14 protein-coding genes are annotated in these 23,863 nt (G+C 56.4%); 7 read left to right on the forward strand and 7 right to left on the reverse strand.

Annotated features, from left to right (window positions below):
* Nucleotides 1–2 precede the first annotated feature (2 nt).
* From SBL51_RS15145 to SBL51_RS15165, 5 genes are all read left to right on the forward strand, one after another.
* The gene (locus SBL51_RS15145; protein WP_317931897.1) at nucleotides 3–827 is read left to right on the forward strand and encodes an alpha/beta hydrolase; all 825 of its coding nucleotides are present in this window, start codon (nucleotides 3–5) and stop codon (nucleotides 825–827) included.
* A gap of 604 nt (nucleotides 828–1,431) precedes the next feature.
* A complete protein-coding gene (locus SBL51_RS15150; RefSeq protein ID WP_317931898.1) occupies nucleotides 1,432–5,847 on the forward strand; it encodes a S8 family serine peptidase in 4,416 nt (1,471 codons plus the stop codon).
* A 628-nt stretch (nucleotides 5,848–6,475) separates the two neighbouring features.
* Nucleotides 6,476–7,246 (forward strand): SDR family NAD(P)-dependent oxidoreductase, encoded by a 771-nt coding sequence (locus SBL51_RS15155; RefSeq protein ID WP_317931900.1) that lies wholly within the window; start codon nucleotides 6,476–6,478, stop codon nucleotides 7,244–7,246.
* Between the two features lie 263 nt (nucleotides 7,247–7,509).
* Nucleotides 7,510–8,301 (forward strand): enoyl-CoA hydratase/isomerase family protein, encoded by a 792-nt coding sequence (locus SBL51_RS15160; RefSeq protein WP_317931901.1) that lies wholly within the window; start codon nucleotides 7,510–7,512, stop codon nucleotides 8,299–8,301.
* Nucleotides 8,302–8,895: 594 nt separating this feature from the next.
* Nucleotides 8,896–11,175, forward strand: coding sequence for a tetratricopeptide repeat protein (locus tag SBL51_RS15165; protein WP_317931902.1), 2,280 nt, complete (start codon nucleotides 8,896–8,898; stop codon nucleotides 11,173–11,175).
* Nucleotides 11,176–11,747: 572 nt separating this feature from the next.
* On the opposite strand, the gene SBL51_RS15170 is transcribed toward SBL51_RS15165, so the two are convergent.
* The 6 genes from SBL51_RS15170 to SBL51_RS15195 form a co-directional block, all read right to left on the reverse strand.
* On the reverse strand, nucleotides 11,748–13,427 hold the full coding sequence (locus SBL51_RS15170; protein ID WP_317931904.1) for a methyl-accepting chemotaxis protein: 1,680 nt from the start codon (nucleotides 13,425–13,427) through the stop codon (nucleotides 11,748–11,750).
* A 373-nt stretch (nucleotides 13,428–13,800) separates the two neighbouring features.
* The gene (locus SBL51_RS15175) at nucleotides 13,801–14,928 is read right to left on the reverse strand and encodes a tyrosine-protein phosphatase (protein WP_317931905.1); all 1,128 of its coding nucleotides are present in this window, start codon (nucleotides 14,926–14,928) and stop codon (nucleotides 13,801–13,803) included.
* A gap of 93 nt (nucleotides 14,929–15,021) precedes the next feature.
* A complete protein-coding gene (locus SBL51_RS15180) occupies nucleotides 15,022–17,541 on the reverse strand; it encodes a TonB-dependent receptor (RefSeq protein ID WP_317931906.1) in 2,520 nt (839 codons plus the stop codon).
* 134 nt (nucleotides 17,542–17,675) lie between these two features.
* Nucleotides 17,676–18,854, reverse strand: coding sequence for a hypothetical protein (locus SBL51_RS15185; protein WP_317931907.1), 1,179 nt, complete (start codon nucleotides 18,852–18,854; stop codon nucleotides 17,676–17,678).
* Nucleotides 18,851–19,744: a hypothetical protein gene (locus SBL51_RS15190; protein WP_317931908.1), complete on the reverse strand. Its 894-nt coding sequence runs from the start codon at nucleotides 19,742–19,744 to the stop codon at nucleotides 18,851–18,853. The genes SBL51_RS15185 and SBL51_RS15190 overlap by 4 nt, the downstream gene beginning before the upstream one ends.
* Nucleotides 19,745–20,120: 376 nt before the next feature.
* Nucleotides 20,121–20,345 (reverse strand): hypothetical protein, encoded by a 225-nt coding sequence (locus SBL51_RS15195; protein WP_317931910.1) that lies wholly within the window; start codon nucleotides 20,343–20,345, stop codon nucleotides 20,121–20,123.
* Nucleotides 20,346–20,666: 321 nt separating this feature from the next.
* Here SBL51_RS15195 and SBL51_RS15200 point away from each other — a divergent pair, with 321 nt between their 5' ends.
* Nucleotides 20,667–21,386 carry an NUDIX hydrolase gene (locus SBL51_RS15200; protein WP_317931911.1) on the forward strand — a complete coding sequence of 240 codons (720 nt, stop codon included), beginning with the start codon at nucleotides 20,667–20,669 and terminating at the stop codon, nucleotides 21,384–21,386.
* Nucleotides 21,387–21,423: 37 nt separating this feature from the next.
* Here the strand turns inward: SBL51_RS15200 and SBL51_RS15205 are convergent, their stop codons facing one another.
* Nucleotides 21,424–22,644, reverse strand: coding sequence for an NAD(P)/FAD-dependent oxidoreductase (locus tag SBL51_RS15205; protein WP_317931912.1), 1,221 nt, complete (start codon nucleotides 22,642–22,644; stop codon nucleotides 21,424–21,426).
* A gap of 170 nt (nucleotides 22,645–22,814) precedes the next feature.
* On the opposite strand from SBL51_RS15205, the gene SBL51_RS15210 reads away from it, so the two are divergent.
* Nucleotides 22,815–23,843: a helix-turn-helix domain-containing protein gene (locus SBL51_RS15210; protein WP_317931913.1), complete on the forward strand. Its 1,029-nt coding sequence runs from the start codon at nucleotides 22,815–22,817 to the stop codon at nucleotides 23,841–23,843.
* Nucleotides 23,844–23,863 lie beyond the last annotated feature (20 nt).

Here is a 23,863-nt window from a genome sequence, read left to right on the forward strand (position 1 = left end):
AGATGCATTTGATCGCAACCGATCAACAGCAGCCGTTTATGGCCGAGGTTGCCGCTAACCACAATGGCTCTCCCTGGCTCCTTTTTATTCACGGCAATAATCAAACGCTAGCCAGCAGTTTGCGCGCCTGCCGAAAATTGCAGAAAAATTTTGGCGTCAATGTAGTTCTCTTCTCCTGGCCTTCGCGCAGTTATTATCCCCGCTCACTGCACTTCCTGGCGGCATCGCTACTTTTTACCCTGCACCCGTCCACGCGCTCAATAGCCCGTATTGCCGCAGCGAAATCCATTCACGAGCAACAAAAGCAGTACCAACAAGCGCGTAAAATTGCCGAACAATCGGTGCCGGCCCTCGGCCACTCTCTGCACATTCTTCACCGCCACCTTTTACAGCCGTTGAGTGCTGAAGGGGTCAATTGTCATCTGCTGGTTCATAGCCTGGGCCACTATCTATTGCAGCGCTTGGCGAAGGAGGGGGCTATGGTGGGCGATTGGCAATGCCGTTCCGCGATTTTTCATCAAGCGGACTTGGCCGCTGCGGATAGTTTAGAGTGGCTGGATGATCTCCCGTTTATAAATAGAGAACGGTTGTTTGTTACCCACAATCGGCGCGACTATGCGCTCTTTTTTTCTGGTCTTTGGCACAACAATTTTCACCCCGGGAAGGTCTTCTCGCGCTTGGGTAATGGTATGCAGGTTGATATCAGCTACCCCTTCAATTTAGTGGATTTCACTCACGAAAAAGGTGTTGGCTTAAGACACGCTATTTTTTGGCGACGGGATTTGTCTCCAGAGCTTAAACAACGTCTGCTGTCGTTATTGTCTTAATCGGGCGACCAAGCCACCGTAGAGTTAATGCCTGTTGGTTGTTACAGGGTTAGTTTTTTATACATATGCCTCGCCTAAGAAATTACCTAAGAAATTAATAGACCCTTTCCCCCACTCGGGCTGTCCGGGCCCTCGCCTAGGTGATTGCCTGGGGATTAACCCCTGGATTAACCACGGGTTCACCAAGTTGCCCTGCAAGTTTTTAGTCTCGATTGTATAGAAGTGTAAACCGCGCCCTTTGCTGAAAAGACGCGCAAATAATTTGAGGGGGCTGAAGCAGTACTCGTCAAACATTTTTGTGGTAACCGGGATGCCAGAGTTCGGTTGCCTCTTACGGCCTCTTTTTTCTGTTCTTTTTTCCGGTGTGGCCGGTAACAAGGCCGGTAAGTTGTGGGTATCGCCGCAGGGACGTTGAGCTGACCGCTTGCTGGGCGAGCCATTAATAATAAGTAAGTTCGTTGTACAAGGAGTACGGAAGCAGTTCGCAGGGTGTGTCAAAAAGTTAGCGCTCAAATTTTTGACGGGCGCGCTGCCACTGATCTGATTCCGTTGTCATCAATACACTTCCAATTTTGGTAAGCATTGGGGGACATGGGGAACAACTATGAAAACAAGATTATTTACCGCAGCCACGTTGACGGTAGCTCTCTTGGGAGGGGTGTCAGCGCAACCACTGATTGCCGCGCAATCAGACGCGGATGCTCTGGTGGCGGCCGCTACGGCCAAGGCTAACCCATCGGTCAAGCGCATTAACGAACGGGTCTTTACGCCCGAAAAGGGCGTGGTGGGCGAACAAAAATATATTGTCCGTTTTGCCGAAGAGCCACTGGCCACCTACGACGGTAGCATTCCCGGCTTGGCGGCTACCCGGGTGGAGAAGGCGCGTAAACCCGGCCAACGTTCGGCCGCGCGATTGGATGCCCACTCAGCGGCAGCTCAATCCTATCTCAGTTACCTTAAGCAGCGTCAGGCGGATATGGAAACCCGTATGGACACCCGCCTGGGGCGCAAGCTGGAGGTTAAACGCCGCTACCAGGCGGTGCTCAATGGCATGGCCGTGCGTATGACCCAGGCCGAGGCCGAACGCCTCTCCACGATGCCGGGCATTGCCAAGATCCAGCGCGATGTTGAAGGTTTCCTGGAAACGGATCGCGGCCCTACCTACATTGGCGCCGCGCAACTTTGGGCGGGCGCCGTCGATGGCATTGAAGCCAAGGGGGAGGGCGTTGTCATCGGTGTAATGGACAGCGGTATTAATGGCGATCACCCCTCCTTTGCCGCCGTCGGTGGCGACGGCTATGAGCCTGTCAATCCGCTGGGCGATGGTGTCTTCCTGGGCGAATGTGATCCCGGCAGCCCGCAGTACAACCCGGCCATCGAATGTAACAACAAGTTGATTGGCCGCTATCTCTTTATTGATGCCACACCCACCGAGACCGATTCCGAAGATACTGATGGTCATGGCAGCCACACCGCGAGTACCGCCGGTGGTAACTTCACCGAGGCGCCGGTGTTTGATGCCGAAGGCACGCCGCTGGGGTTGACTCTGGAGATCTCCGGTGTTGCCCCTCATGCCAACATTGTTGCTCTGCAGGTGTGTGCGCCGAGCTGTTTTACCAGTGACCGGATTGCCGCTCTGGACCAAATTCTGCTGGACGGTGTGGTCGATGTAATCAACCACTCCATCGGCTCCAACGTGCCGGTCAACATCTCCCCCTGGGAAGACGCCATGGCTCTGGCCTGGTTGTCGGCCCGGGCGGCGGGTATCACCGTTGCCAATTCGGCCGGTAACAACGGCCCGGCGCCCGCCACCTTGGGTAGCCCGAGTGCGCCCTGGGTAACCAACTCCGGAGCTTTCACCCACGACCGCGCCATCGAAACCAAATTCCTGACTGGTTTCAGCGGTGGTGATACCACTCCGGTCGATATCGAAGGCCGTGCGGTAACCGGCGCTTATGGCCCGGCAGCGGTGGTTTTCGCCGGCGACTACAGCAATGGCGATGCCGACCCCCAACAGTGTCTGACGCCTTTCCCGGCCGGTACCTGGACCAACGGTGAAATTGTTATGTGTGAGCGCGGCGCCATTGCCCGCGTCGACAAATGTATCAACGTGCGCGACGGTGGCGCGGCGGGTTGTATTCTGGCCAACGTGCCGGGTGGTGCCAGCTCGCTGAATAACGATGCCCACGTCATTCCCGCGATTCATGTTGACGCCGATTCCGGCATCATCATTAAAGATTGGCTCGCCTCAGGTGCCGATCACATGGCCGCCATTACGGGTAATCTGGTGCCCTTTGGCGCCGACCCGGCCAATGGCGCTATCGCCGCCGATTTCACCTCCCGCGGGCCCAATCTGAGCCAGGACTATCTGCCCATCTCGGTGGGTGCGCCCGGGGTCGATATTTACGCCGCCATGGCCAATGGAGTGGAGTTTGGCTTCCTGAGCGGTACCTCCATGGCCAGCCCCCATTCGGCCGGAGCCTCGGCGCTGCTGAAACAGGTACATCCTGACTGGACCGATGCTGAAATTCTCTCCGCTCTGGCCACCACGGCCAACTACAGCGGCGCCCGCAAAGAGGATGGCACCACTCCGGCTGACCCATTCGATGTCGGCGGCGGTGTGATTCAGGTGGCGGAAGCCGCCAGTGCCGGCCTGCTGTTGGATGAAACCGTCGCCAATTTCGAGGCGGCCGACCCCAACCTGGGCGGTGATCCAAAAACTCTGAATGTGGCCGGTATGGTGACTCGTGCCTGTCTGCTCACCTGCTCCTGGACGCGAACCCTTGAGGCGACCACAGCCGGTGATTGGACGGTATCCACCAGCGACGCCAACATCACTGCCAACCCGGCCAGCTTCAGCCTGGCGGCCGGTGAGAGCCAGGCGGTCACCATCAGTGTTGATAGCACTGGCCTGGACGACAGCTGGCACCATGGTGTGGTGGTCTTTACGCCGGCCGGTGATCTGCCAGAGCAGCATCTGACGGTCTCCTACGTGCCCTCCTCCGGTGAGATTCCCGATGAAATTACCGCTACTGCGGTGCGTGATGCCGACTCGGTGCTGGTCGCCGGCCTGACTGCCATTGAGATCAGTGACCTGCAGTTGACCGTCAGTGGCCTGGTGGCGCCCACCGAAACCGCGCTCTCTCTGGCGGGTGATTCCGACAACAGCACCCCGTTTGACGACCTGGGTGATGGTGTCTATTACACCCTGCTGACGCTGGATGAGTTCGCCGCGCGGCTGGTGGCCTTTACTGACGACGCCACTTCGGAGTCCCCCGATGTGGATCTCTACGTGGGCTACGATGTCGATGGCGATGGCCTGCCCGGTGCCGGCGAGATTGTCTGCATCAGTGCCACCGCCACCGCCAGTGAACGCTGTGACCTGACCGGTGTGATTCCCGGCAACTGGTGGGTGCTGGTGCAAAACTGGGGTCCATCGGCCACCGCGCCGGATGCGTTGGTGTTGAGTACCGCCGTGGCCGGCGAGGATCTGAGCAACCTGCTGGTTGATGGACCGGTGGCCGTACCCGAACTGACACCGTTCGACCTGCGCCTAATTTGGGACCTGCCCAACTCCGCACCGGGTGACGTCTTCTACGGTGCCATTGCACTGGGGTCGGATGCTGCCAACCCCGGCAATATTGGCACGATTCCGGTCACCATTACCCGTGGCGAAGATGACGTCAGCTTCGCGGCCAGTACCAATGCGGCGATGGTCGGCGACAGCATCAGCTTTGTGGCTGAGGTGGCGCCCAACTTAACTCCGGAAGATCGCACCTACGAGATAATCGCGGCCATTCCCGAGGGCATGACCCTGGTGCCGGAGTCCATCACCGGTGGCGGTACTGTAGTGGGTGACACTATTGTCTGGAGCTTGGCCATGCCTTCCCTGGCTGATGCCGAGCCCAGCTATGTGGCGGTAACCAGTGAAGAGGATCCGGCCTGTGCCATGCCGTTCGCCACCAATGGCGGTTACACGGATCTGGAAGCCTACGGTCTCTTGCCGGATACCACTGTCACCGGTGATACCGTCTCCTACTCGGCGTTCTCCGGCCAGAACTTCAATTTCTACGGCCGCAGTTTTGCCGGCGGCTTTAACTTCACCGACGACGGCTTCGTCTATTTCGACTCCAGTGCCGGCCCCAACCCCTGGGTTAACACCTCCATTCCGGACAGTGCCGAACCCAACGACCTGATTGCCGCTCTCTGGCGCGACATGATTATTCCCACACCCAACGCCACGCCCGGCTCGGTCGTGGGGGTAACCCTGGCCACCGCCGGTACGGAGATGACGCTTATCGAGTACGACAACATGGAGCTATGGCCAGGTGGCGGTGGTGACAGTGTCGACTTTGGTATCGCCATCGCCGGTGTAGTCGACGATACCCCGGGGGCCTACGAGATCATGACGGCATTCGACAACGTCAACATTGCCGCCAGCTTCGGGACTATCGGCGTTGAGAACCATGACGGTAGCGCCGGTACCCTGGTGGCCTACGACGATGTTGCCATCACTAATGGCCTGGCCATCTGTTACGACCTGGTGGCGCCCAGCTACGAGCCGGTGGTGCTCAGCTTTGAAGCGACCGTGGCAGCCGGCGCGGCGGGTACCGATCAAGTTGTGGCGCTGACCAGTAGCCTTGACAGTGTCGGCAGTGAAGCGGTTACCGAAACCGAGGTGATCTCTGTTGAGGCGGTGGCTGGGCCGGTTTATAGCGGTGCGTTTGTCGGTCAACTCAGCTATACCGATGAGATCTCCATTACCTCCCGTGTACAGTTGCTGTTCCAGCTGTTTGCCGATGGTGAGCCGGTGATTGAGCCGCCGCTGGTCTTCCACCTGGTGGATCAGGATGGCAACACCTACGACTTCAATGCCTATGTGCTTATGCGTCGGGAACTCTACTTCTACAATGTCAAAGCGCGCGCCTTGGGTATCGGTGACTACACGGTACAGGCGGTGGTTAATGGCGAAGTGGTGGCAGAGGATAGTTTCTCGATCGTGGGTAAAAGAAAGCGATAGCTTGGTGGCCTATGGGGCTTCGCAACGGAGCCCCTGCAATACCCTAGAAAGCCACTCCTAAAAACAGCAATAGAAATCACGACAAGGCGCTCTCGAGCGCCTTTTTTTATGGCCGTTGCTTTGTAATTCGGCGCCCTGCAGCGGCGATGGGACCGGCTTTTGCAGCGGTTGGCTGGGTAAACGCTAACCACCGCCTGGCTGGGGCGGACGATGGCGAGTTGTCTCTGGCAGATATGGCTTGCACCCGGTGCGGCACAGCGGCTGGCGCCGGGCTGAACCGGCTTATAATCTGGCCCAATGCAGCTCTGGGTTGGTTATGAAGTTGGCCAAATGGGCGGCAAACAGGGGTGTTAGCGATAGAAGGGGGCCATTTCCGCCCTGGCGCGGTTATAATGCCGCCCTTGCGCTCTTTGAGGCTGCACTGCTTTGGTGGTCGCAGGCAATAGAGAGTCCCCCAGAGAGGGGGTGAGGCCTTAACGATTTCCGCCTGCCGGATAACTAAGGGGGAGGTCGTTAAGCACTGATCGTTTGGCCAGTGTTACCGATGGGTGAGGCCTACACGCACAGGTTTTCACAACAACGGATTGCGATTTTTTGCAGTTCTAAAAACGCTAAAAGAGGAACAATTATGGAGATCAAAGGTAAAACGGCTATTGTCACCGGTGGTGCATCGGGTCTGGGTAGAGCAACCGTTGAACGCTACGTGGCGGATGGCGCCAATGTGGCTATTTTCGATCTGAACGAAGAGGTGGGTACTGCCATGGCGGCTGAGCTGGGTGCTCAGGTGGCCTATTTCAATGTGAACGTGGCTGACGAAGCCTCTGTTCAGGCGGCGATTGATGCTGTTGTCGCCAAGTTTGGCGCTCTGCACATCGTTAACAACTTTGCCGGTATCGCCCCTGCCTGCAAAACCCTGAGCAAAAAAGGTCCGCACCCACTCGATACCTACATGAAGGTGGTTATGGTCAACCAGGTGGGTACCTTCAACGTGGCCCGCTTGGCTGCTGAGAAGATGGCTGCCAATGAGCCGGTCAATGACGATGGCGTACGTGGTGTGATTATCAACACCGCTTCTGTAGCCGCCTATGAAGGCCAGATTGGCCAGGTAGCCTACTCTGCCACTAAAGGTGCCGTGGTCGGTATGACTCTGCCGATGGCCCGTGAACTGTCTCCCTATGGTATTCGCGTCAACACCATCGCCCCCGGTCTGATCTGGACTCCGCTGTTTGAAACCATCGATCCGGAATACGTTAAGACCCTGGAGGCCTCTGTGGTCTTCCCTCATCGTTTGGGTAAAACCAGCGAGATTGCCGCCCTTGCCGCCCACATCGTGGCCAACGACTACATCAACGGTGAAACCATCCGTATGGACGCCGGCGTGCGTATGCAGCCCAAGTAAGTTGGGTTTCTCCGCCGCTAAAAAAGCCCGCCCTGTGCGGGCTTTTTTTATAAGTGGCCAGCCGGCGACTGCGAATCCAACCATGGTCGTGTTGGCAGGCGGATGGCGCTGGGTTAAAAAGCTATCAGAATTGGCCGGGCCGGCTATTGTGCTTACCGGCCTGGGCTCTAACATCGGCTCTTGGTGGCAACACAGGCCGACACTGATCGGCTGTTGCGCCTGCCCGTTATTCAAGCGCCGCTCAAATAATAAGAGGTTAACTCATGAGTGAATTTGAAAGCCTGCTCTACCGCGTTGAAAATTCGGTATCCATCATTACCCTCAACCGCCCGCAATCACGCAACTCGCTTAATTTATCCCTGCGCCAGGAGCTGATTGCAGCCGTGCGCCAGGCGAACTGTGACACCAGCGTGCGGGTGGTCATCGTCGCCGGTGCCGGCCAGGGCTTTTGCGCTGGTGCCGACTTGAGTGAAGAGGCGGAGGGCAGTGATCAGGATGGCTGGTCGACGCGGCAATTGCGCTATGAATTTAACCCGATTATCGATGGCATTCTGACTGCGGAAAAGCCCTATATCGCCGCGGTGAATGGTGCCGCCGCCGGCTTTGGGGCAAGCCTGGCACTGGCCTGTGACTTTACCGTTATGGCCGAAGATGCCTACCTCTACTCCGCCTTCGGCAATATTGGCCTGATTGCCGATGGTGGCCTGCACAAAATGTTGAGTGATTACATCGGTTCGAAAAAGGCCTATGAGATGATCGCCCTCTCCCAGAAATTAATGGCTGAGGAGTGTTACGAAGCGGGCATGGCCAACCGAATAGTGCCGGCGGAACAGCTGCTGAAGGAGGCGTTGACGCTGGCCTTAACGCTGGCCCAAGCCTCACCACTGGCTTTGCGTTATTCAAAAATGGTGTTGCGTGAAGCCAATGCGGCCAGCGTCAGTGAGATTGCTGAGTATGAAGCCCAGCTACAAAATCACTGCGTGCGCAGTGCCGATTTTAAGGAAGGCATTACCGCCTTTTTTGAAAAGCGGCCGCCCCGTTTTCGCGGGGCTTGATTTTGGGGCCGTTGCCGATCTTGTTCGAGAGACCGGCTGCGAGGGGTGTAGCATCGCCACCTGAAAATCCATGCCCGGGGTCAGGTGCACCGAGCCTAAGTGCACTTGCTCGTTCGGCTGGTTAAACCAGTTGTCTGACACTCCACCGGTGAGTGAAGCGTTAATTTATCGCAAAAACCTTCGCGACCATGTGCTGACCAGTCGCCACTTTGCCACCTGCTCGTGCTATCAGCTGCAGATTCCCCTAACTGATAATACTGAGGGTTGGAACAGTTTGACTTTCTAGGCAGAGCTGGATAGCGTCCTGCGCCAGAAGCTGTAGCAAAGCTGGTGACTGGAGCGAGCACTGAAAGGCGGATTGCACTGCTGTGCGCTTTTGTTTGCGAGCCCATGCAGTACACTAATCTGTTCCTGGTGGAAGTCGAACACGTTGCCCTGTTTTGGCGATACCAAAGTCAGCGTGGATATCCCCTGCTTCTGCGATATGCTGACGTCTTCCAGACTTAGAATAAGGTTAAAAATAAGGGCGGTGGCTATGTTAAGCAGTGAGCAGATCCTGTATGTGATTGTTGGTTGTCGTATCGTTGGTTTGGCATGAGATTATTTTTCAAGCATTCAATAATTTTCTCCTTTTGGTGTGCGCTGGTTGCTTTTATCAGTGTTGCTAGCCATGCCGATGTTCCGGTCAATGCCGAGACCAAGACAGAGACCAATACCAAGAATCACTATGTCGGTTCCCAGAGTTGTGCCGGGTGCCACCAAGGCGAATTCGAGAGCTGGCACCAGTCTGACCATGCCGCTGCGATGGCCGTGGCTGACAGCAACAGCGTGTTGGGAAATTTTGACAACAGCACCTACGACTATGCCGGTAAGACCTCGACGTTTTTTATTCGAAACAATGAGTATTGGGTCAATACAGAAGGACCGGATGGCAAACTGTCTGATTTCAAAATAAGTTACACCCTGGGATACAAACCTCTGCAGCAATATGTAATTGCCTTCCCCAACGGGCACTACCAGGTACTGGGTATAGCGTGGGATACACGCCCTGGCGAGAAGGGCGGTCAACGATGGTTCCATCTTTATCCGGGGCAGGCCGTCGATTCCGAAAACCCGCTCCACTGGACGGGGCCGTATCAGAAATGGAACAGTCGCTGTGCGAGTTGCCATGTTACCGGTTGGTCAAAAAACTTTGATCCAGACTCGAATCAGTATCAGTCCCAATGGCAGGAAACGGGAGTCGGATGCGAAGCCTGTCATGGCCCTGGTGCACAGCACATAACGTTGGCGGCAGGTGGATTCGAAGGTGTCGATAACAAAAGCATTATTTCGGTTCCGGATTTGGGCTCCCACTGGCGATTTGACGGCAACTCCCCTATTGCACGCAATGAATCGACGGCGAGCGATCAGAACAAGGAGCTGGACCTCTGTTTTGGTTGTCATTCACGTAGAGGGGCCATGGCGCCACACCAGCCCGGCGATAATTTTCTGGACTCCTATAGCCTGGAGTTGTTAGGGCAGGGGCTGTATCACGCCGATGGTCAAATTGAAGATGAAGTATTCGTTGCCGGTTCCTTTTTGCAAAGTGCCATGCACCAGGCCGGTGTTGTCTGTAGTGACTGCCATAACGTACACAGCGGTAAACTCAAGGCGGATCTTAACGGCACTTGCTTCCAATGCCATTCGGCCCCTCTATTCGGTGTTCAGAGTCATCATAAACACAAGGATGGTAGTGCAGCCGCCCAATGTGTGAGCTGCCATATGCCTGAAACCACCTACATGGTTGTCGACCCACGCAGAGATCATAGTATTCGTATTCCGGATCCGGCCTTGTCGCAATTGACAGGAACGCCGAACGCGTGCAATAGCTGTCATAGCGACAAAACCCCAGCTTGGGCTGCGGATGCGGTTGAGCGGTGGTCGCAGGAAAAAGAGGTATCTGCCGGTCTTACGCGCGGTGTGAGTGTCTATCGTGATCTGGCCCGTAGCCGGGGCCATGATCTCTTGGCCAGAACTAAACAGCAGCAATTACTTAAAGACAGTCAGGCCCCCGGAATTATACGCGCCTCGGTACTGGAACAATGGCTGCCAACACAACAACAGGACGTATTGATTCTCAATAGGCTACTGACTAGTGATGACCCGTTGGTCAGAGGGGCAGCCTGCCGCAATTACAGCGGATTGCCTGTCGAGATGCGCAAAGAGGCCCTGTGGCCGCTGCTGGACGATGCCGTAAGGTGGGTGCGTCTTGAGGCTTTTCGGGCCCTGTCCGACGTCAATGTGAATGGCCTGAACTTTGTGCAGAAGCAGCAGTTTTCCAAAGCGCGACAAGCCTATTTTGAGGCGCAGAAAGTGAGTGCTGATATGGCACAAAGCTGGATGAACCTAGCAGCTGTACACCTGAATCAACAAGAATTGGCAGAGGCGGAAAAAGCCTATCGTAAAGCTCTAGAATTAGAGCCGGATTTTATTCCCGCCTGGCTTAATATGGCGGATCTTTACCGGGCGACAAATCGTGACTGGCTGGCAAAAGGGTTGCTTCAAACTGCCTTAACCAAAGCTCCGGATGATGGCGGGGCGCATTTTTCAATGGCGATGCTGTTGATTAGGCAAAAGCAGTATCAGCAAGGGATTGATGAGCTTAGCGCGGCTGTGAAGTTGGAACCTACCAACGGCCATTATGCTTATGTGTTCACCGTTGCCCTTTACGATACCGGTAAAAAGGATGAGGCGATCCGGTTTGCCGAGCGCGTCGTCGATGGATTGGATTCATCCTTACCGCTGCTGGAGTTCCTCCGAGACCACTATCTACGCGTTGGAAACTTGGAAAGAGCGCAAGATCTGCAAAGTCAAATTGAAGCGGCCAGAGGCTAGGGCCGTTACCACGCCTTCGATCATCACTGTTGAGACAATAAAACATCAATCCAGGCGCGAGTAACGTGGCTTGTATTCCAAATGCGTGGTGAACAGCAGCGAGTGGTGCTTTATTGGCCGCAGCCGGTAGGGTTGGAGACATTTTTCCCGGCTGTGATTTCAGCTAGGGCCTGTTAACACTAATTTAGCACCTCTGTTGAGCTTGAAATGAGCTCGATCTAAGCGCGAGCCGCGTAGTTTGGTGGGCCCAAATCAGCGGTGAGCAACAACGAGCGAGCTCATTTCAGGCTCAACCCTTCGGGCTGGGGCCAGTTTTTTTGCCCAGCGTTGTTACCAGCCGCTTATGTAGGCCCACTACATGGCACGTCTGGCGCCTAGCTGGACAAAAAACTGACCTCCAGCAGTGGCGCTAAATTAGTGTTAACAGGCCCTAGCACGGGGCTGAATTAGTGGTTGTCACTGCATGCGCAGTGCCGATTTTAAGGAGGGCATTACCGCCTTTTTGAAAAGCGGCCGCACCGCTTTCGCGGTGCTTGTCCGTCGGGAGATTGATCGGAATGTGATTGACGGCGCTAGAATAGGTCTGGTGCATCACGCTGCTGTCTGTCGTTATCCTGCTGGCTGTAGTTGTACTGCTGAATAACCCTATCGAAGTTAGTCACGGTAGCGCGCAACTCCTGGGCCGCTTTCGCCAGTGAGGTGGTCTCACCGGCGCAATGGGTGGCCTGTTGGGCCATGGTCGCCAAGTTACTGTTGATATGCTGTGAGGCCGAGCGCTGCTCATCGGCCACCTTGGCAATGGCGCTGTTGAGATCGGTCATGGTGACCACTGCGGTGCGAATATGGTCGATGGCGTTGGTTGCCTGCTCTGCCAGCAGCGCGGTATTTTGTGTTTTCTCTACACCGCCATTCATGCTGCTCACTGCTTTCGAGGCGGACTCCTGGGCGGAGTGAATAATCGCACGAATCTCATCGGTGGAATGTTGGGTTTTCTGGGCCAGGGAGCGAACCTCCTCTGCCACCACGGAAAATCCCCGGCCGTGTTCACCGGCCCGGGCGGCTTCAATGGCGGCGTTTAGGGCCAGCAAATTGGTCTGCTCGGCAACACTGATAATCACATCCAAAACCGCACCTACGCCAGTAACCTGCACCTGTAATTCAGTGACGGTGTGTGCCGCCTGGGTGATCTCTTCGGCCAGTTGTGTCATGGCGGCGTGGGTTTGGTGAATAACGGTCTGCCCGGTTTCGGTATGGTTGGCGGCCGCCTGGGCTGCAGAAACGGCGCTGGTGGCGTTGTGCGCGACATCGTTGATGTTGTCGTGAATTTGCGCGGTGGCCACCGAAGAGTTGGCCATAGATTTGTCGATAAGGGCGGTGAATTCGGCAATCTGGTGGGTGGCCTCTCCCACATTATTGGCCATGTTATCGATCAACAGGGTCGACTGCTCGAGCTCAACCAGCATCTCCATAATAGCCCGCCGCACCCGTTCCATAGCCAGACTGATTTGGCCCAGTTCGTCACTGCGGTTAAGGCTAATCTCACCGGTAAAATCCTTGCGCTCCAATTTCAAAAAGGCCGCGAGCAGACGCTTGGTTGGCCAGATAAATTTCACATTGAAAAAGAGAAAGGTACCGATCAATACCAGGACCAAGGCTATAAGAATGGCGGGCGCAGTCATCTTTGCCGCCCGGCTGGCTTTGTTGATGGCCTGGTCAGATTGGTCTAGTGCTTCCGTTAAGATCAGGTCGGCGGTGTTGCTGAGCAGCTCGGTGGGTTCCCGGTCTATGCCGCGCACATGGGCATCGGCGGCAGTGGCATCGCTGCTTGCCACAAAGATTTCATAGCCCTCCTGGTAGGCCCGCATCATGGCCGAATAGGCTTGTTGGAAGCGCAGCAGGTTGCTGTGTACCTCCGGATTTTGGGAGGCCTCCGCCAGCTCGTTGGCGCGGACACTGATCTCCGACTCCGCCTTCACAAAGCGTGACCAATATTTTTCCCGGTCTTTGGTCACGTTGCCGCGCAGCAGGGTGTTCTTCCACTCCTGTACCTGAATTTTAAAGTCGATATTGAGCTTGAGAATCTCAGTGCCCTGTTGCATGGGCCCCTTCAGCAAGGTGGCAAAGGTGTCGCTGCTATTGATCTGCTGGTGACCAATAATGAGGGCAATTAGGGTTACGATAAAAATGCCGCATACCAAGACCAACATCAGTTGATTGCGGATGGAGCGGCGGAAAAAATCGGAGAAGGGCATAGAGTGACTGCTCTCTAAAACACTTGTGGATGGCAATGGTGTGATTTCTGTTTGCCATAATGTGTGGCAAAACGTTTTCGGTCAGAAGGGTAAGCCGGTCTGAGCCGCATATTCCAAAAGCAGGAAGCTAAAAGTTAGAGGTTTGAATTGTTCTATAGAGCCTCAATTCATCGCTCTTTGGCAATGGTAGGAATTATCTGTTTAGCGTAGACGTTAAGTGAGTTTTGGATGTTACATTTTTATTAAATTCGGCGTGCACTGCCACTGCCAGAGAGCGGTGGCGACAAAGGGCGTGGGTGGGAAAATAGACGCAAAAAAGCCACTCACTTGCGTTTTGATTGGTGAGTGGCTGTGACGGGATTAACTGCTGGGGTTAATGGGCGGCGGTTAAATAGTGCTGGCGAATCTGCTGCAGTTCGCTGTCGGTGACATTTAACTCCTGCTGAATATACGCCAGTGCCGAACCGGATTTGGCCTCCATGGCGGCGAAGGTCGCCTCCAGATAGGAGCGGCGTACCCCCACCAGTGGCGCCAGGGTCTCTTTTGGAAAACGGGCCAACAACTGCTGCATGGGATCGCTGTTTTCCTGATCACTACTCTCCTGCAGGGCACTGCGGGCTGATGGTCGGTTGTAGTAGGCGTCGGAGAGCATAAAGTCATCGATGATGGTGTCGCGATCCACTCCCAATACGGTTAGCAGCAGTGCCGCGCCGATACCGGTGCGGTCTTTGCCGGCGGTGCAGTGAAAGACCAGGCCTTTGTCATCGGCGGCGAGGCGGTCAAATAGGGTGGCAAACTGCTGTTGGTGGCTGGCCAAAATCCGCGGGTAGGTATCCCTCATAAATTGTTCCATGCGCTCGGCATTGATGCCCGGCTCGCGCAGCACTCGACCAAACTCACCCATATCCAGGTCACTATCCCAGGCAAAAATCTCCGGGGCGGGGCCCTTCCAGTGGGTGGGTTCAGCTTCACGTTCTGATGCGGTGCGCAGGTCGATGACGGTATCGATATTGAGGCGCGCCAGGGCCAGATAGTCGTCATCGGTCAATGCCCAAAGTGCGCCAGAGCGAAACAGCTTGCCCCAAATCACCTGCTCACCATCGCTGTTGGTGTAGCCACCGAGGTCGCGAAAGTTCTTGCCGCCGGCCAGTGGCAGCCAGCGGCTGGCCGCTTCATCAGCCTGGCCCGCTTGCGGCACCACCTTGAAGTAGTAGCGGGCCACTTCGTGTTCGGGTTGCCACTGGAATTGGCTGCCTTGCCAGTCGTCGGAGAGTAGCTCGCTGTTGCTGAAGTCCCAACTTTCCGACACAAATATATCGACCGGTTGCTCACTGGCTGTGGCCTGCCAACTGAGCTGGTAGCGCTGTTCGGCCTGGTCGAAGCTGACGTGTAGTTGGTCGATGTTGTTGGTTTGAATCTGGGTCTCTGTGCAGGCGCTAAGCAGGCCTGCGGCAAGGGCTGCGGCTAGCAAGTGTAGCGGCGCAGAGAGAAGGCGTTTCATGGTTAGTATCCGATTAATATGCGTGAATTTTCCGGCAGTCGCGCGACTGCCGGGAGTGGTCTGACCTGACTGTTCCGTGCTGGCAACAGCGCGCTAGAAGTTGATGCGAACACCGGCCAGGTAGCGGCGGCCGTAGCGCTCCACCTGGTTGGGGGTGGCACTGCTGCCCTGGTAACGCACATCGACGGCGTCGGTCAGGTTATTGGCATTGAGGTAGAAGCTCAACTCGGCACCGTAGATATCCATCGGCAGGGTGTAGCTGATGGCCAGGTCCATGCGCTCATTCTCATCCCAGTATTCAGCAAAGTCGCTGGACTCGGTGACCGTTAACCAGGCATCCCGGTATTGGTAGTTCAAGCGCACGGAAAGGCCGGCCACCTCGTAGAAGAGCGAGGCGTTGTAGACCATATCGGAGGTGCCGGGCAAGCTGAATTTTTGTCCCTCGCGAGTGGTGAATTCACTGTCAAGCAGGCTCAGGTTGCCGCTAAAGCCTAGGCCGGCCAAGGGGTTGTCGAACTCCAGGTGGAAGAGATCAGCGGCCTGGGTAATAACGTTGAATTCAACTCCGCTCAGCTCGCCATCTTTGCCGTTAACGGTGCCGACGAAGTCCCAGGTTTCGCCCGCCGCCGGAGCGTAGTAGATGCCTGGGTCAATGGTGGAGACCGCCTGGTAGATCACATTGTCGATGGTGCGATAGAAGGCGCCCACGGCCAGCAGAGAGCTGTCACCCAGGTACCACTCGTAGGCGATATCACTGCCCCAGGCCTGCTCCTCCTCCAGGGCCGGGTTGCCGCCGGTGATCGCTTCGTTGATGACATCGACGGAGGCGGAGGCGCGCCACTCGTTGTAGGTGGGGCGGGTGATGCCGGAGGTCAGTGACAGGCGCAGCTTCTGGTCGTCGGCCACGTTGTAGTTCAAGTGCAGGCTGGGCAGTACGTTGGTGAAGTTGTCGCTGTAGTCGGCGTCCGGTCCGCTGGCGCTGTAGTCGGTGTACTCCACGCGCACGCCGTAGTTGAGGCTACCCCAGTCGAAATGGGTGGTGCTCATGGCGTAGACGGCGGTGATATCTTCGTCGATTGTCACCACTTGGTCGGCACCGACGCTACCTTTGATGTCGGCACCGGTTGCGCGCCAGGCTGATAACACACCGGCATTGTCGTAGTAGGTGCCGCCCACGGTGTTGGTGAAGTCGGTCTCCCAGCTGCGGCCGGTGTTAAAGCTGTCGATATCCACTTCACTGGGGAAGCCGGTAACGGTAATCGCTAAGGCGTGGCCATCGGATTGACGCTGATCGCGCACCAGGCCCATCTGCACACTGTGGTCGAGGCCGGCAAAGTTAACATCGCGGCTGGCGTCAAATTTAAACTGGTTTGACTCCACCGAGAGGCTGGAGGTGATGGGCAGGCCGATGGTGGCGGCGTAATTGACATCCGACAGCGCCATCTCGGTTTGGGTCATTGGCTGGTAGAGGAACAGCTTGGGGTTTTCCAGATTGCTGATGTCGTACTCAGCGGCGGCGGTGCCGTAAACACTGCGAACAATGGGCAAATACATATCGTACTCGGTTTCGGTGCGGCTCAGTCGGGCCTCCAGCAGCCAGTCGCCGGCCTGGTAGTCGAGGCCCAATGTTTTGGCGTCGGTGGAGTTGCTGTACTCGCCATCCTGCAGCATGCGCTGCACCTGAATAATGGGTTGGTAACCGCTGTTGCCGGGGGTGACATCGACAAAATCGCCCAGGCCAAAGACAAACTGGTTGCGGCGCTCGTGATCTTTGAATTCGCTGTAGAGGCTGGAGACAAACAGGCGGCTGGCGCCATCGTCGAAGCGGTATTCAAACTGGCCGCCGTAGGATTGGTTCTCACGCTTCACCTGGTAACTGCGGAAATCCATATCGAGGGGGATCAATCGGCCATCGTCGGCCTGTTCGAGCTCGTATTCGCGGTTGTCGGTGAGCTGCTCGCGGCTGTCGTCCGAACCATAGAGCATTACGCCAAACTGTTCATCGGACCAGGAGGCACGCAGGCTGTTGCTCTCCACATCGCCACCGCCCAGATCCTGTTCGCCCCGGCCCATATTAACCGCCAGGCCCAGCCCCTCTTTGGCGAAGGGGTCGAAGGTTTCGATATTGATATAGCCGGCAATCGATTCGCCAGGCATGCTGGCCAGCACCGCTTTGTTGGCCTCAATGCGGCTGGTAATCACCGATGGGAAGCTGTCGAAGCGCGGTACCCGGCCATTTTCCGCCCCCGGCAGTTGCAGGCCATCAATGGCCAGTGAGGTGTAGCGGAAGGGGGCACCGCGGAAGTTCAGGTAGCGCGCCTGGCCCTGGTCACGCTCCACGGCGAGGCCCGGTACCCGCGCCAGGGAGTCGGCCAGGTTTTGGTCGGGGAAGCGGCCGATGGTGTCGGCGGAGACAACATCCACATAGTTGTCGGCCAGTCGCTTGGCGAGAATCGCGGAGCGTTGGCTGTCGCGAATGGGCGAGGCCAGTACAGAGACCTCCTCTAGGCCGATAGGCAGTGTCGATTCCGATGTGGTGTCGGCAAAACTGACGCCTGTGCTTAGAGTGGCAGCGATGGCCAGGGCCAGTTGGGATTGTTTATAGAGAGCCATGGTGGGTCCAACCTCGTGTGTGGTTCAAAGTTGGCGGCAAGCTTGCTGTTGTACTGTGTCACTTTTGTTAATTCGAGATTTTTTCCTGGAAAGAGATATCTCTAAAAAATAACTCGCTGATTATGTTGAGTTTTTTATTTTTCTGGCGGTGGCCAGTGAATAATGATTCGGCTCTCGCCAGGGGCCAGGCGATAGCGGCTACGGCCGGTTTTGAAATCCCTTTCGGTCTCGAACAGGTAATCCGCCGCCAGCTTTTCACCCAACAGCTGCACCATCTCCTCTTTGATTTTGTTGCGGTTCTGATCGACCGTTTTCGCCCGCAGGCCGTGTTGCTGCAACTCGTTGAGCGCTTTGCGGTGGCCTTGATACTGGCTCATCAACTGTTGCAACTCCTCGCCGAGCTCCGTGTCGGGGCGGTTGGCTGGTGGATTCATCACCCAGCCGCCGTCCCGGTTTAGCCGACGTCGTTGGGCGTACCAGAGGTAGTAGCAGTAGGGCGTTTTGGTGAGCGGGATAAGCAGGCCGTGAATCCATAATTGGTTTTCCTGCGGCTTCAGTTGCACGCCGGGTTCAGATTGGGCTACATCGAGGGCGCTCTCTAAATTGCCATGGTTATCGGATAGTGCCAGCTCAAACCAGGCCAACTGTTCGGGGCTGAGCTGGCCGAAAACCGGGCTCTGCAGCAGTGGCTGTAGCCTATCAATTGTTACAGCGTGCGCCTGCCACAGGCGCCGCAGGCAGTCGTCCTGCTCAGGCGGCAGAGCTCGAATATTGCGGGTTAATTTGAGTGCGGCAAAAAGGCCAGTGGCGTTTTGGCTGAGTTGCTCTAACCAGTAGCCCCGCTGCCGGCTGATGGGCCGGGGAGCAATCAGCAACAGCAGAGACAGGGGCAGGGCCAAAAGCGCGCTCTGCAGGCCAATGCGCCGCCAGGGGCTAAGGCTCTGCACGGCGAGCAGTGATCGGTATTGGTTGTCGCTGCTTTGCCAGGTAACCGTGAGCTTCGCCGAAAGCGGCCACCAGGGGCGGCTGTCTGTGTCGTACAGAGCCAGCAGATAAACCTGCAGGTTGGGGCGGCTCAAGTATTGGGAGAGATCCTGATTGGTACGCTGGATGAACAGTGCCTCGGGATTGTCGCCCGCATAGTAGTCCAGCTTGGCCTCGGCGATACGCCCGGGCAGCCAGTCGGCGATGGTCTCGGCCACCTGGTGACGAACCGATAGCTGATAGGCGAAAACACTGACCGCAGTCAGGCCGATACAACAGGCCAGCCAGGTGCCGATCACTTTTTGCAGTGGTTGAATCAATCGAATCATGGGCAGTTGTCGGCGTCGACGGCGAATTGAGAGTTCTTCAGGTCGGCGCCAATTGCGGTGATTAATGGGGTAAGCCCAGTCAGCAGGGTGCAGTCGAGGGCTCTGTCGCGGTTCTGGCGGGCGTACCAGTGGCCCATGGGCGAGCCGTTGTCGATGGTGGCCCAGTAGAGGGATCGATCCCGGCTCTCTTTTACCAGCCACAGGCCATCACTGATCAGATCCACCTCTCCGCTCCAAAATGCCTGGCGCAGCTCGTAGTAGCTGGAGTAGTAGACGATTTTGGCCCGGCCGAGATCGACGCCGAGAGATTTCATCTGGGTTAACGGCAGCAGAAAGTGGGAGTTGCTCTCCAGGTCCTCCAACAGGCCAATCGAGTGCTGATAAAAGTACTCCTTGGTTAACTCCGGTTGCCCCTTCAGACTGAACCAGGCGACCTCGTAGCTGGGCAGTTTGACGATGGGTTGGTAGTACTGCTCCAGGTTGGGTACCAAGTGTTGGACGCGGCGGTCCCGGCTCCAGAAGAGATCGTAGGTTTCGTCGACAATATCGCGGGCAGAGAGCTGGTCGCGGTGCAGCCAGGTAACCTCAATCTGGCTAAAGCGGTTGGCCATCGGCGGCGCGTTGCAGAGCTGGTTGGCGAGTTCTTTGGCCCCCCGGTTTGAGACAGTCAGTACGCGAAAGCGCGGGAGTTTCGGTTGCGCCGATGGCGGTGTGCAGCTGACCGAGCGGTAGTCATGAATTGAGGCAAGCGCTGTCGCGGAGATTTGTGGCTGGTTAATGGCAATGGTGCTGAGGGCCGCCGCCATCAGCAGTAGGGTTAATGTCAGGTGATAGAGCCAGGGCGACTGCAGGCAGGCGATGGCGACCTTGTTAATACTGGCCCTGGACATGCTTCCCCTGTCGAATGGCAAATAATAAATGAAGGGTATGTATCAGTCTCAGGTGACAGATTTATTACGGTGGTGGTATGGAGGGTGGTTTATCGCCTGGTGCTGGTGTTGAAACTTAACCGGCGAGTGGTGACCGTAGGCATCGCAAGGTTTTTTTAAGGGCTGGCTATGGCTGGTAATTGTTGGGGAGTAAGCAAGGTGGGGCTGAATGAGTGAATGCAGGCAGTGGTCGAGCACCGGTTTGGATATTCGACTCTAGTCATTCTTCTGTAGTCATTCTACCGCGGGGTTAAGTTCGCTCTTGCGAGATGAACTTAACCCGGCCAGGGCTGCAACAGAGGCTAGCAGCCCGTGGCCGGTTGGCGTAAACGACCGATTAAGCGGCAGCTTCTGCTTCTTTGGCTGCGGTGGCCAGACAGCTTGGGCAGTAGTTTACGGTGTAGAAGTAACCGGCCGCTTTTTTGAAGGCCGCTTCTTTGGTAGCAAAGGAGCCGAGGTATTTGAAGTCTTCTACTGGAGCAATGTGGCTACAATCTTTGTCATGTACCAAGTGGCCTTCTTGTTCAGTAGTTTGTTCTTTAGCAACAAAAAACTCTGCCATGATCTTCCCCTATCTTCGAATTTGGTATTGAAATTGTTGCCACTCAACTGCACGGTACTGATTGGGTGGCAATCGACGGTTGTTACCGTCACTGTTAATAGTGCGAAACCCATGCCGCGCTTAAAATCAATCACCATAACCATAAGAAAGTTGAGGTAAATCAAGCGTTTTGGTCAGTCTGCCAATTGGTTGAGCCAAATCAAATTATTGTCGTAAGTTGATCTAAATCTAATTTTGTCGGATTTGTTGTTGAATGTCCGACACTCCCATGCAAGTGAACAGGCGGTTTTCTTCTAATAAATGAAGCCGATAAGTGCGTAGATGACTCGAGACTCAGAGGTAGTCCCGGCGCGGCCAGCCGCCACGCTGATACTGGTGCGGTCGGCCGAAAGCCAAGCTGATGAGCTGCAACTGCTGATGCTGCAGCGTTCCACTGATATGCGTTTTGCCTCGGGGACCTGGGTGTTCCCTGGCGGGGCGATCGACCCCGAGGATTATGACGGCGCTGTGGAGCCACTCTCCCCCTGCGACAATCCAGTGCACAGTGCGGTGATAGCGGCGGCCATTCGGGAGACGGTGGAGGAGTGCGGGTTGGATGTGCGCCAGCGGACGCTGGCGTATTTCGCCCACTGGACCACGCCAGAGCTTGCCCCCATCCGCTTTGCTACCTGGTACCTGATTGCCGAGGCGCCTGCCGGGCAATTGGTGAAAGTGGATGGTTTTGAGATTGTCGACCATCGCTGGCTTACCGCCCGGGAAGCGTTGGCGGAGTATCGGCAGCATCGCTTTCCGCTCACCCCGCCCACGTTTATTACTCTGTGCGAACTGGAGGGCTTTGCCACGCTGGCTGAACTGGTGCAGTTTACCAGCCAGCGGCCGCCACCGGTTTGCCTGCCGAAGAGGATTAAACGGGGTGAGGAGTTGGTGCTGCTCTATCCCAATGATAGTGGTTATGAGAGTGGTTCACTCGATCTGCCGGGGAGGCGGCATCGAGTGATTATGGAAGCCGGGCAACCGTATCGCTTGATCGATTGCCCGTGATCCACTGCCTTTAGTAAGGAGAGGCTATTGAGGGGGGTTAGCCGAGGAAGGCTTTGGGGGCGATGCTCTCGTCGGCCAGTTTGGCGATATCCACTTCAATGCCTTCGCTCAGAATCTTCTTGGCGACCATAAACTCAGGTGGGCGGTTAACGCAGTCGGCGGCAATCAGTTTGCCTTCGCGCAGGTAGAAGGCGGCGAAGCTGCGGCCGCTGTCTTTATCGCCGCGAATCACCACCTGATCGTAGCCCTGGCTGAGGCCGGCGATCTGTAGCTTCAGGTCGTACTGGTCGGACCAGAACCAGGGCAAGGTGCAGTAGAGCTTCTCTTTACCGCAGATACTGGCAGCGGCGGATTTGGCCTGATCGGCGGCGTTGGGCACCGACTCCAGGCGCAGGCGAATTTTGTAGATGCCGTTGTAGTGGTTGGTGACATCACCGGCGGCGACGATATCCGGGTCGTTGGTGCGGGCGAATTCGTCCACTACCACGCCGTTTTCGACCTCCAGGCCACACTCCTGCGCCAGTTCGACGTTGGGGATAATGCCCACGCCGATGACCACCAGGTCGGCCGCGTATTCACTGCCATCGGCACAGGTAACCTTCTCGACACGGTCACCGCCAATAAACTCAGAAACGGCCACGCCGGTTTTAATGTCGACCCCCTCTTCGGTGTGCACGCGGGTGTAGAACTCAGACAGCTCCGGTGCGGTAACACGGGCCAGCACCCGGGGGGCCATCTCCAGCACGGTAACCGACATACCCAGTTTCTTTAATGACGCCGCGGTTTCCAGGCCGATATAACCACCGCCCACAATCACCGCCGATTTGCCGGCGACCACTTCGCCGCGAATGCCATCGACATCTTTCAGGTCGCGCAGATAGTGAATGCCGGCCAGTTCAATGCCAGGCAGGCTGACGGTGCGCACGCGGGAGCCGGTACACAACGCCAGCTTGTCGTAGCTCAGGGTTTCGCCATTGTTCAGGGCGACGGTTTTGGCGGCGCGGTCGATCTTCTCAACGCGTAGGCCGAGACGAAACTCGATCTCTTTTTGTTCGTAAAAGTTGGGCTTGCGAATTAATAGTTCGTCGGCGGACTGATCGCCCGAGAGGTAGGCCTTGGAGAGTGGCGGGTGGTTGTAGGGGAGCTGCTGCTCATCGCCGATAACGATAATTTTGCCTTCCCAGCCCTCCTGACGGAGTGAGGCGGTGAGTTGCGCAGCCGCGTGGCTGGCGCCGATTACGATACATGTTTGCGTCATAGCAGTAACCCTGTTGTCTCTCTTTTGTTATTTGGTGCACCACTCTAGTGGTTTAGGCTGGGTGCGATTTGATTTTGGTCGAAAGAGTACAATGATTTAGGTTCTCATTTGGTATCATTTTCGGTCAAATAATTAGTATTTAAGGCCATTAATGGGTATCATTTTCGGCCATGACTAACTCTGTATCTCAAGAGATCCCCTTCCTGTCGGCACGTATCGAGCGCCTCTATCGTCTGTTGACCAGTGAATGTGAAGGTGTTGACCTGGCTCAGTTGGGGGTGGATGCCGGGGTTGGTGGTGACTGGTGGTTGCGGGCTGAGCAGCTGGAGATGCGCGACTACTACCGCCTGGTGCTGTTGTTGTCGAACGAGCAGGTGCCGGATATCGCCCTGCGCCTGGCCCGCCTGCTCAGCCTGGAGGACTTGGGTGTGTTGGGCTATGCCATCTGGTCTTCGGCGAGCCTCGGCCAGAGCCTGCAACTGCTGATGCACGTGGTTGAACGCCAGCACCCCTATGTACGCCTGCGCTTGCGGGTTGAGGGGGGGCTGGCGCAGTTGGAGTGCCAGGTGCGGCCAGCGGGCTCCGGTTACTATCGGCTGCTGATCGAAGAGAGTTTGGTGTCGCTCTGGTTTTTGATCCAGGCGCAGCTGCCCGAAGGGCTGGCCGCGTGTGCTAGTTACGTGCATCTCACTTTCACTGCGCCCCCCTACCATTGGCGTTATCAGCAGGCTTTCCGGTGCCGTGTGAGCTTCCAGCAGTTGCGCGCGGTGCTGGCGTTTCCCACCCAGTGGCTGAGTGTGGCGGTGGCGCCAGGTAATCGTGCGGCGGTCACCCAGACCCAGGTGCAGCGCCTGCTGCCCCACCAGCGCCAGGATTTTGTTTCACAGGTAAAAACCCTGTTGCTGGAGCACCCCAGCGAGTGTGCTTTCGATATGGTGAAAACCGCACGCTACATGGCGGTTTCCGAGCGCAGTCTGCGGCGCTACCTGGCGCAGGCGGGGAGCAGTTTTCGGGCCCTCTGCCAGGAGGTGCGCATCACCTTGGCCAAGGATTATCTGTGCAATACCGACCTCTCCATTCAGGAGATCGCCTATCAACTGGGCTATGCCCAATCCAATAATTTCTATCGGGCGTTTGGCAGCAGGGTGGGTGTTACGCCGATGGAGTTTCGCCGCAATCGGGGTGAGGTTAGCCAATAACCTGCTGTTTTGGGTAGGCC

It is taken from the genome of Halioxenophilus sp. WMMB6 (assembly GCF_033283405.1).
Taxonomy (GTDB): Bacteria; Pseudomonadota; Gammaproteobacteria; order Pseudomonadales; family Cellvibrionaceae; genus Halioxenophilus.